Source organism: Pandoraea eparura (assembly GCF_902459725.1).
Lineage (GTDB): Bacteria > Pseudomonadota > Gammaproteobacteria > Burkholderiales > Burkholderiaceae > Pandoraea > Pandoraea eparura.
Map to the genome: position 1 here is coordinate 808,335 of NZ_CABPSH010000002.1, position 13,886 is coordinate 822,220.

At 67.0% G+C, this 13,886-nt stretch carries 12 protein-coding genes; 3 read left to right on the top strand and 9 right to left on the bottom strand.

Annotated elements, in window-relative coordinates; all coding sequences use genetic code 11:
- Window positions 1–36: 36 nt before the first annotated feature.
- Both PEP31012_RS07850 and PEP31012_RS07855 read right to left on the bottom strand, forming a co-directional pair.
- Window positions 37–1,347: an MFS transporter gene (locus PEP31012_RS07850; protein ID WP_425494931.1), complete on the bottom strand. Its 1,311-nt coding sequence runs from the start codon at window positions 1,345–1,347 to the stop codon at window positions 37–39.
- Complete coding sequence (locus PEP31012_RS07855; protein ID WP_150588739.1) at window positions 1,344–2,534, bottom strand: M20 aminoacylase family protein; 1,191 nt, start codon at window positions 2,532–2,534, stop codon at window positions 1,344–1,346. Before PEP31012_RS07855 ends, PEP31012_RS07850 begins: the two co-directional genes overlap by 4 nt.
- 265 nt (window positions 2,535–2,799) lie before the next feature.
- Here PEP31012_RS07855 and PEP31012_RS07860 point away from each other — a divergent pair, with 265 nt between their 5' ends.
- From PEP31012_RS07860 to PEP31012_RS07870, 3 genes are all read left to right on the top strand, one after another.
- Window positions 2,800–3,720: a LysR family transcriptional regulator gene (locus tag PEP31012_RS07860; protein WP_150588740.1), complete on the top strand. Its 921-nt coding sequence runs from the start codon at window positions 2,800–2,802 to the stop codon at window positions 3,718–3,720.
- Between the two features lie 85 nt (window positions 3,721–3,805).
- Window positions 3,806–5,233, top strand: coding sequence for a TAXI family TRAP transporter solute-binding subunit (locus tag PEP31012_RS07865; RefSeq protein WP_246171180.1), 1,428 nt, complete (start codon window positions 3,806–3,808; stop codon window positions 5,231–5,233).
- Window positions 5,234–5,366: 133 nt separating this feature from the next.
- Window positions 5,367–5,990 (top strand): GNAT family N-acetyltransferase, encoded by a 624-nt coding sequence (locus PEP31012_RS07870; RefSeq protein WP_150588741.1) that lies wholly within the window; start codon window positions 5,367–5,369, stop codon window positions 5,988–5,990.
- 33 nt (window positions 5,991–6,023) lie between these two features.
- On the opposite strand, the gene PEP31012_RS07875 is transcribed toward PEP31012_RS07870, so the two are convergent.
- The 7 genes from PEP31012_RS07875 to PEP31012_RS07905 are packed head-to-tail and all read right to left on the bottom strand — an operon-like array spanning window position 6,024 to window position 13,881.
- Window positions 6,024–6,761, bottom strand: coding sequence for a glutathione S-transferase (locus PEP31012_RS07875; RefSeq protein WP_150588742.1), 738 nt, complete (start codon window positions 6,759–6,761; stop codon window positions 6,024–6,026).
- A 16-nt stretch (window positions 6,762–6,777) separates the two neighbouring features.
- Window positions 6,778–7,821 carry a diguanylate cyclase gene (locus PEP31012_RS07880; protein ID WP_150588743.1) on the bottom strand — a complete coding sequence of 348 codons (1,044 nt, stop codon included), beginning with the start codon at window positions 7,819–7,821 and terminating at the stop codon, window positions 6,778–6,780.
- A gap of 13 nt (window positions 7,822–7,834) precedes the next feature.
- Window positions 7,835–8,842 (bottom strand): chemotaxis-specific protein-glutamate methyltransferase CheB, encoded by a 1,008-nt coding sequence (gene cheB / locus PEP31012_RS07885; RefSeq protein ID WP_150588744.1) that lies wholly within the window; start codon window positions 8,840–8,842, stop codon window positions 7,835–7,837.
- Window positions 8,839–11,250: a hybrid sensor histidine kinase/response regulator gene (locus PEP31012_RS07890; protein ID WP_150588745.1), complete on the bottom strand. Its 2,412-nt coding sequence runs from the start codon at window positions 11,248–11,250 to the stop codon at window positions 8,839–8,841. The genes cheB and PEP31012_RS07890 overlap by 4 nt, the downstream gene beginning before the upstream one ends.
- On the bottom strand, window positions 11,247–11,900 hold the full coding sequence (locus PEP31012_RS07895; RefSeq protein ID WP_150588746.1) for a chemotaxis protein CheW: 654 nt from the start codon (window positions 11,898–11,900) through the stop codon (window positions 11,247–11,249). The genes PEP31012_RS07890 and PEP31012_RS07895 overlap by 4 nt, the downstream gene beginning before the upstream one ends.
- A complete protein-coding gene (locus tag PEP31012_RS07900; RefSeq protein ID WP_150588747.1) occupies window positions 11,897–13,396 on the bottom strand; it encodes a CheR family methyltransferase in 1,500 nt (499 codons plus the stop codon). Before PEP31012_RS07900 ends, PEP31012_RS07895 begins: the two co-directional genes overlap by 4 nt.
- Window positions 13,393–13,881, bottom strand: a complete 489-nt coding sequence (locus PEP31012_RS07905; protein WP_150588748.1) for a chemotaxis protein CheW — start codon at window positions 13,879–13,881, stop codon at window positions 13,393–13,395. The genes PEP31012_RS07900 and PEP31012_RS07905 overlap by 4 nt, the downstream gene beginning before the upstream one ends.
- Window positions 13,882–13,886: the final 5 nt, after the last annotated feature.

Consider the following 13,886-nt stretch of genomic DNA (forward strand, 5'->3'; position numbering starts at 1 on the left):
CGACCACTCACGGCGAGGCGTGCCTCTCGCGAGTGCTTAGTCGTCGAGCACCTTATTCCCCGTCTCTTCAAACATCGACACGGCGATGAGCGAGATGATTACGCAGACGATCATGTACCAGGCCGGCGCCATCTTGTTGCCCGTCGCACGAATCAACCAGCCTGCCACGAGCTGCGCCGTACCGCCGAACACCGACACCGCGATCGCATACGCGCTCGACATGTAGCCTGCGCGCAGATGCTTCGGGAAGTTCTCCGGCATCAGCGCGTAAGCCGGTGCCGATCCCATCGTGTAGCAGAGCATGAGCACGATGAGCGCTGCCAGCACGACCGGCAGCGAGGGAAAGTGCGTCATGATCCAGAACGCCGGGTAAAGCAGCACGATCAGCGCCACGCGGCCAAAGATTGTGAGCGGCTTGCGTCGCCCCATCCTGTCCGACAATGCGCCATAGATCGGGCACATCACCAGCGAGATCGTGCTGGCCGCCACGCCCGTGAGCATCGACATTTTCGGCGGCAGGCCCAGGTACTGAATGCAGTACGTCGGCATGTAATACATCATCACGTACGTCGACACCGACATGCCCATGATCGAGAAGATCGTGAGGAACCAGTTGCGCACGTACACGCCGCGCTTGGGGTCGTCGCGACCGGCGATCATCTTCGCCTTCGGCGGCTCTTCCTGAATGTGACGACGCAGGTAGATCCCGACCGGGGCAATCAGCGTGCCGAGCAGGAACGGAATCCTCCAGCCCCAGCTGTGCATGATGTCGTCCGAGAGCAGGAAGCCAAGGCTCGCGGCCAGGCCCGAGCCGAGCAGCGCCGCCGCACCCTGGCTCGCCAACTGCCAGCTCGCGCGAAAACCACGGCGCTTCGCACCCCCCATCTCCAGCAACGTGGCCGTCGCCGCGCCGAATTCGCCGCCTTGCGCAAAGCCCTGCAGCAGACGCGCCGCCACGATCAGCAACGGTGCGGCCAGACCGATCTGCGCATACGTCGGCGCGAGGCCGATGGCCGCCGACCCCAGCGCCATCAAACCGATGGTGAGCGTAAGCGCCGGCTTGCGACCAGCACGGTCCGCATAGCGGCCCAGCACGAAACCGCCGAGCGGGCGCATCACGAAGCCCACCGCGAACACGGCGAACGCCAGCAACGACGACGTGACCGGATCGTGAGCCGGGAAGAACTGCTTGCCGATGGTCAGTGCGAAATAGCTGTAGACCGTAAAGTCGAAGAACTCCAGCAGGTTGCCGATGACGGCGGCAAACACGATCTTGCGCTGTTGCGCCGCGCTCATCGGCGTCGACGGTACGCCGTCAAGCGGCAATGTGGACGTGGCAGTGCTCATGCGCGCTCCTTGGCAAGAAAACGTTCGACCAGACGGGTCCAGAAGGCCGCGCCGATGGTCAGGTTGTCGTCGTTGAAGTCGTACTTGGCGTTGTGCAGCATCGGCTTGCCTTCGCCGTTGCCCAGGCGAATGAAGCAACCCGGCACCTTCTGCAGGTAGTACGCGAAGTCTTCGCTACCCGCGATCGGCGGGAACGGCGAGATGACGTGCTCGGCTCCCACCAGCTCCTCGGCCACGCCGCGGGCGAATTCGGTCTCCGCCTCGCTGTTCACGAGCACCGGATAGCCGCGGATGTACTCGACGTCGGCGCTCGCGCCGTAACCTTCCGTATGCGATGCCACCAGCGCGCGAATGCGCGCCTCCAGCGTCGCGCGTACCGCCGCCGAGAACGATCGCACGCTCATCTCCAGCACGGCCTCCTCGGGAATCACGTTCGGTGCGAAGCCGGCATGGAACGTGCCGACCGTCACGACGGCGGCTTCGGTCGGGTCGATGTTGCGCGCGACCACCGTTTGCAGCGCCATCACCAGGCTGCTGCCAATCATCACCGGATCGATCGCCAGATGCGGACGCGCCGCATGACCGCCACGGCCGTGGATGCGAATCTTGACGGTATCGCACGCGGCCATCAGCGGGCCGGCGCGGAACCCGAACGTGCCCGTGGCCACGCCCGGGTGGTTGTGCAGCCCGAAGATCGCCTCGCATGGGAAGCGCTCGAACAGGCCATCGGCAATCATCTGCTCGGCACCGCTGTTCGACCCGGCTTCTTCCGCCGGCTGGAAAATCAGATGGACGGTGCCGTCGAAATTGCGCGTCTTCGCGAGTTGCTGTGCGGCGCCGAGCAGCACCGTCGTGTGACCGTCATGGCCGCAGGCGTGCATCTTGCCGTCGTGCACGCTGGCATAGGCCAGACCGGTCTGCTCGTGAATCGGCAGTGCGTCCATGTCGGCGCGCACGCCAACGGTGCGACCGCTCGTGCCCGCGGTGAGCGAGGCCACCACGCCGTGACCGCCGACGTGACGCGTGACCTGATACCCCCAGCCTTCGAGCTTCTGCGCCACGTAGCGCGACGTGTCGACTTCCTCGTAGGACAGTTCGGGGTGTTGATGGATGTGGTGACGCATCTCGGCCAGCGGCTCGCGCGCTTCCAGCAGATCGCTCACTTCGCAATAGCGAATCTCGCTCATCGGGGGCTCCTCTCTTGTTGAATATCGCGGAGTATTGCACCGACGAAAATCCCCACCCATGACGCAAACCACGGCAAAATGTTGCCTTCAAGTCAACAATCGATCGCCTCGCAAGGCCAGCGGAATGCCGGTGTCGACGGCAATAATCAGCGTCGATTCAATGACTTGTGCATCGACTTCGCTGCCTTCAACACGGCGCGGCCGTTCCCCATGCGGGGGTGAGCCCCGGCCGACGCATTCGCACGAACACAACACTGGGACACCTATGACCTTCGAGGCGTGGATCGACGACATCGGCGAGCGTGCGCTCAAATATCTCGCCGAAATTGCCGCGACGGGCGGCGTGCGCATGGCCGCCGAGTCGCTCGGCGTGAATCCGTCCGTGGTCAGCCGGCAGATCGCGGCGCTCGAGCGGCGCCTGCGTTTTCCGCTGATCGAGCGGCGCGGGCGCAACGTGAGCGTCACCGAGATCGGTCAGGTGCTCATCGACTACTACCGCGACGGCCAGCGTCGTCAGCGCGACCTGTCGGCGCGACTCGAGGAATACCGGCATCTGAAGCGGGGACGCGTGGCGATCGGTGTCGGGGAAGGCTTCATCGGCCGCCTGATCGCGCAGGCGCTGCAGCGCTTTTCGATGAGCTATCCGGACATCCTCGTCGAAATTCGCTCCGGCCCGACGCCCGCCGTGCTCTCGCTCGTGCGCGACGACATCGTGGACATCGGCCTGTGCGCACGCTCGGCCGACGACCCGGCGATGCGCATTCATCCGTTTGCCGCAAAGGCCCTGTGCGCCGTGATCGCCCCCACGCATCGCTTCGCGACCATGACGAGTGTGCCGCCGTCCGAACTGGCGCACGAACGGCTCATCTTCATGACCGAAGCGCACGGCGTTCAGCAATTCGTGCACTCGGTGCTCGACGCCGCGCGCCTGAACGTGACGCCCGCCTACCGGGTCGATCTGTTCAACACCGCACAGACGCTCGCGGCGGCGGGCCTGGGTGTGGCCTTCATGTCGGCGATCACCGCGCGGCGCGGCATCGAGCTGGGCGAATTGGTCGCCGTCCCCATCGACCATCCGATCGCGACCGGCTTCTCCAGCCAGATGATGACGCGCGTGGGTCGGCGCCTGTCTCCCGCCGCCGATCACCTCTGGAAACAGCTCGCCCAAAGCCTCGCACACCGCTGATGAACGCGCACGGCCCGATCAGTCACCGTAGATGGCGTATGATCGGCCGGGTGTTGGATATGTGGGACAGGCCTGCCCGTTTTTGATGACGACCGACTCGAACTCACCCGCCCACCGGCGACTCCGTGCCCGCTTCGTCGCCATTTCCTGGCGCGACCTCGCCGTGTCCTTTGGCCCGGTCGTTCTCTTGTCGATGGCGGCCATCTGGCTGGCCGTGTGGCTCGTGCAACCGGCGCCGCCACGCGCCATCACGATCAGCGCCGGCCCGCAGGGCAGCTCGTTCTGGAACGCCGCACAGCGCTATAAGACGATCCTCGCGCGCGATGGCATCACACTCAACGTCCTTGCGTCCGAAGGGTCACGCCAGAACGTGGAGCGGCTCGCCGACGCATCGCAGAACGTCGACCTGGGGCTGGTACAGGGCGGTGTGTCGCAGGGCCTCGATGTCGACGGCCTGGTCTCGCTCGGGAGCATGTTCTATGCGCCGATTTCCGTGTTCTATCGTGGGGCGCGTGTCGCGAAGCTCTCGGACCTGAAAGGCAAGCGCATCGCCATCGGCCGCGAAGGCAGCGGTGCACGCGCGCTGTCGCTCACGTTGCTCAAGGCGAACGGCATCGAACCGGGCGGTCCGACCCGCCTCACGGCGTACGACGGACAGGATGCCGCGCAGGCGTTGATCGACGGCCGCGTCGACGCCGTCATGCTCACCGGCGACTCCGCGACCGGCCCGACGATGGGCAAGTTGATCCGCACCCCCGGCGTGCGCCTGATGGATTTCACACAAGCCGATGCATACACACGCCGCTTCACCTATCTGAATCAACTGACGTTGCCGCGTGGTGTTTTCGACCTCGGGCGCAATCTGCCGTCGCAACCGGTGCACGTCATCAGCCCGACGGTCGAACTCGTCGCGCGCGACAGCCTGCATCCGGCGCTCTCCGACCTGTTGATCGAAGCCGCGCGCGAAGTGCACGGCAAGGCCAACCTGCTGCAGCGTGCCGGGGAATTCCCGTCGGCCCAGGTGCACGAATTCCCGATCTCAGACGACGCCGCGCGGTACTACAAGTCCGGCAAGGGATTCCTGTACCGGCATCTGCCGTTCTGGATCGCGAGTCTCGCCGACCGCATCGTCGTGCTACTCGTGCCGATCCTCGTCGTGTTGATTCCGGCGTTCCGGCTGGTGCCGTCGCTGTATAGCTGGCGTGTGAAATCGCGCTTGTACCGCTGGTACGGCGCACTCATAGCGCTCGAACGCGAAGCGCTGGCCGACGATGCACACACCGAATACCGGAGCCTGCGCCATCGGCTCGACGCGGTGGAAGCCGCCGTCAATCGGCTGAAGATTCCGCTGGCGTACGCCGATCAGTTCTATGTGCTGCGCGAGCACATCGGCTTCGTGCGGCATCGGCTCGATGCCATGAACGCGGCGCCGGAAGCCGCGGGTGGCGACGCCGCCCAGCATGCCGACAGTGCGCCACCGGCCGCCAGCAAGGGCAGCCCGCGCGGCGCGTGAGCCTCTCAAAGCGATGCTTATGCAACGCATAATCAACGCAAGCTTTGTTTATGGATCGACAAAGCGCACACTGCTGATTGGCACGGACCGGAACACTGGTTCGTTGTGAAATTCAATGCACGGGTCTGCTCGTATGTCGTCGTCCTCCGCTCACGCCTCTCTCCCCACCGCGCCGCAACGGGTCGACACTGAACCCTCGCGTGGCGCGTGCACGGTGCGCCCCGTGCGCGACGACGACCTGCCGACGCTCACGGCCATCTATGCGCATCACGTGTGCACTGGTACAGCCTCGTTCGAGGAAGTACCGCCCGACGAGACCGAGATGCGCGCGCGTTGTGCGAAGGTGCTCGACGCCGGACTGCCGTACCTCGTTGCCGAGCGCGACGGCAGGGTCCTCGGCTACGCGTATGCCACGCACTACCGGCCGCGCTCGGCCTATCGCTTCACGCTCGAAGACTCGGTGTACATCGCGCCCGATGCGACGGGCCAGGGTGTCGGGCGCGCGCTGCTGCTCGCGCTCATCGCACGCTGCGAAGGCGGCCCGTGGCGACAGTTGGTCGCGAACGTCGGCGACAGCGGCAACGCGGCGTCGCTGGCGCTGCACAAGGCATGCGGCTTCACTCAGACGGGCGTGCTCAGATCCGTCGGGTTCAAATTCGGCCGATGGATCGACACCGTGCTCATGCAGCGGCCGTTGAACGCCGGCGACGCGACGCTGCCGGAGTCAGTCGGAATGAGCCGGACTGAGCACGAATAAGCCCGTAAGAGCCCGTATGAGCCGACCGCCACGTCAAAACGGCGAGACGCGGTCGAGTGCCTTGTAGTGACGGAAGATGCCCGTGGTATTGAACGGGACACGGCGCGGCGACTTCAGATAGGCCGCCACACGCGGCACGCGCGCTACGGCATCGTGCACCGCCTGAGCGCGAGGGAATGCCTTGGGAAATCCCGACATCGCGCGCGGAAACGCATAGTCCAGCCCGGCAATCACCTGAAACAGCGAGAGATCTGCGTAAGACATCGCCGCTTCGGAAAGCCAGCCGCTCGCCTGAGGATTGTTGGCCAGCACACGCTCGAAGTACGCGAAGAATTTAGGCAGTCGATATTCGATGAGATCCGCCGAGCGCTTGCGCGCTTCCGCGCGTTGCTGACTGTAGTACAGACGGCTCGCGATGGGGTGATGCGCGTCGTGCACCTCGTCCACAAGATCGGCGAGCGTGAGCTGCAACTGGTTGACCCAGCGGCGCGCCCGCGGTGACTCGCCCACCAGCCCGAGTTGCGGCCCGAGATACGCGAGAATGTTCGCCGTCTGCCCGATTAGTTCGTCACCCACACGCAAAAAGGGCGGCGCGAAGGGCGGATCCGTGCAAGCGGGATCGTCCATCGTGTGCATCAGGCCGTCCATGCCCCGCGCGGGCGCGTCGCCCTGCACGATTTCCACATACGGTGTGCCGGTGGCCTCGAAGGCGAGACGGACAAATTCGCCGCGCCCTTGCAGGCCCGGCCAATAGAACAGCTCGAAGGTCATGCTCCCCTCCTCGGGCTCAGGAAGCGCCCGGCTGCATCTCCACGCGATTCTTGCCCAGTTGCTTGGCGCGATAGAGCGCCAGATCCGCCGACTCGATCAACGAGGTCGACGCCATGTGCGTACGCGGCACCAACGACGCGCCCCCGACGCTGATCGTGACATGGTGGCCGTTGGCCGAGCCGATGTGAGGAATTGCCATCGCGTCGATCTGTGCGCGTACCTTCTCGGCGATCACCACCGCGCCGCTGGCCGTCGTGTTCGGCAGCACGATCACGAACTCCTCGCCGCCGAAGCGCGCGGCGAGATCGGCCGGACGCGCCGCCGCATCGGCAATCGTGGTGGCGACACGGCGCAGAACGTCGTCGCCCGCGATGTGGCCATACGTATCGTTATAGATCTTGAAGTTGTCGACGTCGATCATGAGCAGCGCCATCTCGCGTTGCTCGCGCAAGGCGCGGCGCCATTCCGCGCTGAAGTACTCGTCGAAGTAGCGGCGGTTCGCCAGCCCGGTCAGGCCGTCGGAATGCGTGAGCCGCTGCAGTTCCAGGTTCGTCTCCAGCAACTGTTGCTGACTTTCGCGCAGCGCGCGATAAGCCTCGTCGCGCTGCAACAGGTTCATGTACGAGCGCGAGTGATAGCGAATGCGGGCGATCAGTTCGATGGGGTCGGGCAGCTTGACCAGATAGTCGTTCGCACCCGCCGCGAACGCTTCGCGCTTGATGGTCGACTCTTCTTTCGTCGAGAGCACGATGATCGGGATGTCGCGGGTGAGCGGACTGGCGCGATACTGCCGCACCAGCGACAGCCCGTCGGTGCCTGGCATCACGAGGTCCTGGAGGATCACGGTCGGCCTCGTCGTTTCGGCCACACGTGGCGCGTCTTCCGGGGTCGAGCAATAGTGGATATCGATATTCGCCTCCCCCGCGAGCGCGCGACGAATCGCTTCACCGACCATCGCCTGATCGTCGACGAGCAACACCATCGCCGACGATTCGTTCAGGCTGCTTTCGGCGCCGGCCGCGTGCGCGACCGGCATGGGGGAGCGTGGGGTTGTCGTCATGATTTACGTCCTGTCATACCGTTCCAAATAGCGCCACCAAGTGTGGCGCAATGCTCGCCAGCGGCAGAATCTGCGACGCCGCACCAGCCTCGGCTGCCGCCTTGGGCATGCCATACACCGCACTCGTCTCGCGATCCTGGGCGATGGTGATAAAGCCCTGCGCGCGCATGGCACCCAGTCCGGCCGCGCCGTCGCGTCCCATGCCCGTGAGCAGCACGCCCACCGCGCGCGCGCGCCAATTGTCGGCCACGCTTTGCAGGAAGACGTCGATGGACGGGCGGTACACGGCGTCCGTCGGTTCGTCGGCAAACACGCATCGGCCGCTGGCGTCCACGCGCAGATGACGATTGCCGCCCGCGAGCAGCACCAGGCCGGCGCTCGGACGCTCACCCGATCGCGCCAATCGCACCGTGAGCAGCGTCTGCTGATCGAGCCATTCCGCCATGCCCGGGGCGAACGCGTCGTCCACGTGCTGTACGACGACGATGCCCGCCCCGAAGTTCACCGGCAGGCGCCCCAGCAACGCCGCCAGCGCCGCCGGCCCGCCGGCGGATGCCCCGATGGCCACCAGCGCATCGGTCTTCGTGGGCGGGCGCGGCGTGAGCGCCGGTTGCGCCAGGCGCGCGTCGGCCTGCTGGGCGGCGATGGCGTCGATCTTCGCGAGCAGCGACGACGCCGGACGCGCCCGATCGCTGCCGCCCAGCACCGGCGTGTCAACCGCGTCCAGCGCCCCGGCGCCCATCGCATCGAACACCAGGCTCGCATGATGCCCTACGTCCGACGTCACGATGAGAATCGGGCAGGGCGCGCGCCGCATGATCTCGCGCGTGGCCGCCACGCCGTCCATGATCGGCATCACGAGATCCATCAGCACGAGATCCGGCGGGGCGGATGCACACATCGACACGGCCTGCGCGCCGTCGTGCGCCACCCAGGCCACGTCGAACCCAGGGCGTTGCGCGAGCGTGCGGCGCAGCGCTTCGACGGCGATGCTCGAGTCGTTGACGATCCCGATCCTCATGACCCCGGCTCCCCGATGAGGTCCACCACGGCGCGCAGCAACGCGTCGTCGTGAAAACTGCCTTTCGCGAGGTAATAATCGGCGCCGGCGTCGAGTCCGCGCTGTCGATCTTCCTCACGATCCTTGTAGGACACGATCATGACCGGCAACGCGGCCGTGCGCGCGTCGCGCTTGATGAGCGTGACCAGTTCCACCCCGTCCATGCGCGGCATGTCGACGTCGGTAATCACCATGTCGAACGTCTCGCTGCGCACGGCATTCCAGCCGTCCATGCCGTCGACCGCGACGCGGACGTCGTAACCTCGCGCGGCCAGCAGTTTGCGTTCGAGTTCGCGCACGGTCAACGAGTCGTCGACGACGAGCACGCGCTTGCTGGCGCGGCCGCTTGCCTGGGCCGCGCGCATCGGCACCCGTTCGAGCGATCCCAGCTCGACTGCCTTGGCGATGGAGCGCACCAGGTCGGCGGTATCGATGATAAGCAGCGGCGCACCGTCTTCCGTGAGCGCCCCGGCCGCGATGTTGGGCACCTTGCCGAGCCGGGTGTCGAGCGGCTGCACGACGAGCATGCGCTCGCCCAGGAACTTGTCGACGGCCAGCCCGTAACGCGCTTCGCCGTCGCCGAACACGACCACCGGCTGATCCCTCGCCGCCGCGACCGGCGCGCTGCCGCACAGCACCTGCCGCGCGCTCACAAGTCCGATCTGTTTGCCGTCGAGCGTGAAGTGCGGGCGTCCCTCGAGCACGGCGATGTGCTCCTGCGGGAGCGCCAGCGTGCGCGACAGGCTCGCCAGCGGCAGGGCATACGGCTCGCCCGCGATCTCGACGAGCAGGCTGCGCACCACGGACAGCGTGAGCGGCAATTGCAGGATGACTTTCGTGCCGCGCCCCGGCGCGTGCTCGATGCGAACGGTGCCGCGCACCGTCGCCACCATCGCACGCACCGCGTCGAGTCCGACGCCGCGCCCAGAGACCTCCGTCACCGTATCGCGCAGCGTGAAGCCGGGCAGCATCAGGAATTCGAGTAGTTCGCTGTCGGCGAGCCGCTGTGCCGTGTCGGGCGCGGCCAGCCCGCGTGCAACCACCGCCCGGCGCACGCGCTCGAGATCGATGCCCGCGCCGTCATCGGCCACGCTCACGAGCAGCAGGCCGGCGCTGTGCCTCGCGCTGAGTGTGATGACGCCCTCGGCCGGCTTGCCCGCCGCCGCGCGCTCGGCCGGACGCTCCAATCCATGGTCGACGGCGTTGCGCAGTAAATGGCCAAGCGGCGCTTCAAGCTGATCGAGAATGTCGCGATCGACTGGCGTGTGCGCGCCACGAATCTCCAGCCGCGCCGGTTTGCCGAGCGAGCGACCCAAGTCGCGCACCATCCGCGCGAATCCGCCCAGCCGGTCGTCGAGCGGGCGCATGCGGCACGCGAGCGCTTCGTCGTACAGCCGCTGTGACAGTTGCGTCGAGCGCCGGTCGAACTCGTCCAGCTCGTGCATCTGCTCGGCCAGCAACTGCCCACCGACGCCGAGCGCGCGCCGCAGGTCGGCCAGCGCCGCGAGCAACATCTGACGGTCATCGCCAGAACGATCCGCCACTTGTGCAAGCGCTGAACTCACGCGCTCCAGCGCATCGCCCGCGTCGTGCTGATGGCGCTTGAGCCGTTGCAACGACTGCGCGAACGGCTGCGTCCAGCGCGACGCCACCAGCCCCTCGCTGGAGAGTCGCAGCAGTCGGTTCAGGCTGTCGGCCGATACACGCAGTGTCCGCGATGCGGGGTCGGCATTGTCACCGCTGGCCGTCGTCTCGTGGCTGTCTCGCGCGGCGTCCACGGGCGTGGGGATGGGCGACAGTGCCGTCGCGGCCGACGATGCCTGCGCGGCCAACGTCATGGCCTCGGACGCGGCGGGTGCCGGCGACGTCGGCAGGCCATAACTGCCATAGTCGAATGCCGTGGGTTCGGCGGACGAGGGAGGGGGCGCGGCATGGGAGGGCGCCTGCGCCGCATCACTCGTCAACGTGGCGAGTTGCCCGGTGAACGACGTGACGAAAGCGTCGATCTCCGCTTTGCCCGCGCCCTGCGCCCAGTTCGCATCTCGGCCCGGCGGATGCGCGAGGCGCATCAACAGGTCGACCCCCTGCAACAGGCGGTCGATGAGCGTGGCATCGAGCAAGATAGCACCACGCTGTGCCGCGACGAAGGCGTCTTCGAGCACGTGCGCGAGCGCCACGCCGGCGTCGACGCCTACGATACGCGCCGCGCCCTTGAGCGAATGCGCGGCCCGCATGCAGGCTTCGAGACGCGACGCGTCGGTCGGTGCGCGCTCGAGCGCCAGCAGCCCGTCGCCGAGCACTTGCGCCTGCGTCTGCGTTTCCATGCGGAACAGGTCGAGCAGCGTGGCGTTGTGCAGGTCGTCGCTCATGCGAGGCTCCTGTCGAACGCCGCGCCGACGCGCAACGGATCCAGCACGCCGACGATGTGCTCACGCCAGGGCAGTACGGCGACGGCCAGACCGTCGCTCGCGCCGAGCGCCGTCGACGGCACCGCGCCCAGCGCCTGACGGGCGGGCGTGACCGTGCCATGCACTTCGGCCACAGGGAAGACGCTCAGATGGTGACCGTGACGCAGCGCGAGCAGGCGCGAAGTCGCCGTGCGCAGGGTATTCGATGGGGTCGACTGGGCTTGCGGGGCCACTTGCACACCGAGCAACTCGCCCAACGACACACATGGGACAAGCGCGCCGCGCAGGTTGACCAATCCGAGGCACGCTGGCTGGCGGTGCCCCGGCACCGAATGCCAGCCGCACATCGGCGCCACCGACTCGATGGCCGACGCCGGTAATGCCAGCCATTCGTCGCCCAGACGGAAGAGCAACAGCGGCGTGGCTCGCGCCGCCGCGTCGTTGCCCGCTGCCGCGCGCCACGGGGCCGGGTCGACGGGCACGACCGGCAGACGATCGAGCAGTTCGGCCGCCTGTCGATGCAGCGCGCCGACGGGCGCGCTCGGCGGTGATTTCGGGTGCCGTGCGTCGGACATCGGACCGACCTCACCCGCGATGTCGTGATTTGTCATCGATGTCGGGTCCCGTGACGGTGCACATGGTCAGGCGATGCGCTCGACGTCGCCGCTTTGCGCCGGGTGGGATCGGCGCGCTCGACGCGTTCCGCCTGTTCCGCACGTTCGGCGCGTTCGAGCAGACGTCGCGCACCGGCGGCGTCTCCACGCGCGTCGAGTTGCGCCGCGCAGTGCACGAGCGCCTCGTAATGTCCCGGGTCGAGATACAGCGCGCGACGGTAATGGACGAGCGCGCCCTGGGCGTCGCCTCGCGCGTCCTCCACCAGCCCGAGCAGATATTCCGCCTGTGCATTCGCACGATCCGTTGCCAGCACGCTGCGGCACAACGCCACGGCGCGCACAAAATCGCCCGCGTCGGCCGCTCCGCGCGCCTGTTCGAGCTGTGCATCGACGTCGGCACTGGCGACGGTGGCCGCAGTAGCTGCGGTGGCTGCCGTGGCAACAGTAACGGCGCGAGGGACTGCGGGCGGCGTCGCCACAACATTCGACGTCGCAAACGGCGCGACAGTCGGACGCGTGAGACCGGCATGCACCGCAGCCTTCCCCTCGTTGCGGCGCTGCGCCACGGCGTCGATGGAACTCGCCGGTGGCGTCGCGTTAAGCGACGCGAGCGTTCCCGCGATGCGCGACACGCCGGTGGGCACCGGTACCACGTCACGCACCGGCCCGGCGACGCGAAACGCGAACGCTTGCACGTGCCCGGTCGACGTGAGGCCGTTGCTCGTCAACGTGCCGCCTTCGGCCGGCCCGGCGAAGAGCGTCGCGCCCATGCGCATGAGACGTTCGAGCGCGGCAATCGCTCGGCGCTGCCCATCGCGATCGAAGTAGATCAGGACGTTGCGGAAGAACACGAAGTCGAACGTGCCCAGCCGATCGACCAGCGCCGCATCGAACAGATTGCCCGCATGCCAGCGCACCTGCGTGCGCAGCGCCTCGATGACACGATAGCCGTCGTCGTCGGGCGTGAAATAGCGTTCGCGAAACGACAGCGATCCGGGTGGGCCGCGAAACGAATTGCGACCGTAGCGCCCCTCACGGGCGAGGGCAAGCCCGCGTTCGCTGATATCGAGCGCGTCGACGGTGAAATCACTGGCACCGAATCCCGTGTCGAACATCGCCATGGCCATCGAGTAGGGCTCCTCACCCGTGGCACACGGCAGGCTCAACAGCCGCAGCGGCTGGCCTTCGCGCACCGTGCCGCGTCGCGCAGCCCGTTCGTCGCGCGCCATCTGTGCCAGCACCGTGAACGCCTCGCGATGCCGGAAGAACCACGTCTCGGGTACGACGACGGCTTCAATCAGCGCCTGAAGCTCCTGCGGCGATTGTTGCAACCATTGCCAGTACTGCGAATACGCGGGCGCGTCGTGCATCTCGGGCGGGAGTACGGCGAGCCGGGCCCGAACGGCACGCTCGATCGCCTGCGCGCCGAGCGTTTGCGCGTCGAGGCCCATCGTCTCGCGCAGCAGCCGTTCGATGTCGCGTACGTGGCTCATGACGACGCCTCTGGTGTCTCGACCAACGCGTCGCACGCGGCATCGAAGAGCAGCGCGCGGGCCTCGTCGGTGAGCAATTGATCGATACGCACCCACTGCACCACCCCGTCGTCGGTGTCGAGCACCGGGCCGAGGTAGCGCCCTTCGGGCAGATCGACACCACTTGCCCGGAACGCCGAGGCATCGGCTCGCAACGTGTCTGTCGCGCGCTCGACGAGCACCCCGAGACGACGCGCATCGGGGCCAGGCGCCGGGTAATGCACGAGCACCAGACGTGTGGAGCGGCGCGCGGGCGCGCTCTCGCCGGTGGCCAGTCGCGTCAGGTCGATAACGGGCACCGGCTCACCACGATAGCTGAAGGCGCCGGCCACCCACGCCGGGGCGGCGGGCAAGCGTTTGAGCGCGAGCCACGGCAGCACCTCAGCCACCTGGCTGGCTTCGATGACGTAGTGATCGGTCGCAATGGCGAAACGCAGGAACAGCATGGCGA

Coding starts and splice junctions, on each gene's coding strand:
- cheB (WP_150588744.1), bottom strand. CDS start 8,842: ATGAGGATCGGGATCGTCAACGACTCGAGCATCGCCGTCGAAGCGCTG.
- PEP31012_RS07865 (WP_246171180.1), top strand. CDS start 3,806: ATGACGACCGACTCGAACTCACCCGCCCACCGGCGACTCCGTGCCCGC.
- PEP31012_RS07860 (WP_150588740.1), top strand. CDS start 2,800: ATGACCTTCGAGGCGTGGATCGACGACATCGGCGAGCGTGCGCTCAAA.
- PEP31012_RS07895 (WP_150588746.1), bottom strand. CDS start 11,900: ATGACAAATCACGACATCGCGGGTGAGGTCGGTCCGATGTCCGACGCA.
- PEP31012_RS07850 (WP_425494931.1), bottom strand. CDS start 1,347: ATGAGCACTGCCACGTCCACATTGCCGCTTGACGGCGTACCGTCGACG.
- PEP31012_RS07905 (WP_150588748.1), bottom strand. CDS start 13,881: ATGCTGTTCCTGCGTTTCGCCATTGCGACCGATCACTACGTCATCGAA.
- PEP31012_RS07870 (WP_150588741.1), top strand. CDS start 5,367: ATGTCGTCGTCCTCCGCTCACGCCTCTCTCCCCACCGCGCCGCAACGG.
- PEP31012_RS07890 (WP_150588745.1), bottom strand. CDS start 11,250: ATGAGCGACGACCTGCACAACGCCACGCTGCTCGACCTGTTCCGCATG.
- PEP31012_RS07855 (WP_150588739.1), bottom strand. CDS start 2,534: ATGAGCGAGATTCGCTATTGCGAAGTGAGCGATCTGCTGGAAGCGCGC.
- PEP31012_RS07875 (WP_150588742.1), bottom strand. CDS start 6,761: ATGACCTTCGAGCTGTTCTATTGGCCGGGCCTGCAAGGGCGCGGCGAA.
- PEP31012_RS07880 (WP_150588743.1), bottom strand. CDS start 7,821: ATGACGACAACCCCACGCTCCCCCATGCCGGTCGCGCACGCGGCCGGC.
- PEP31012_RS07900 (WP_150588747.1), bottom strand. CDS start 13,396: ATGAGCCACGTACGCGACATCGAACGGCTGCTGCGCGAGACGATGGGC.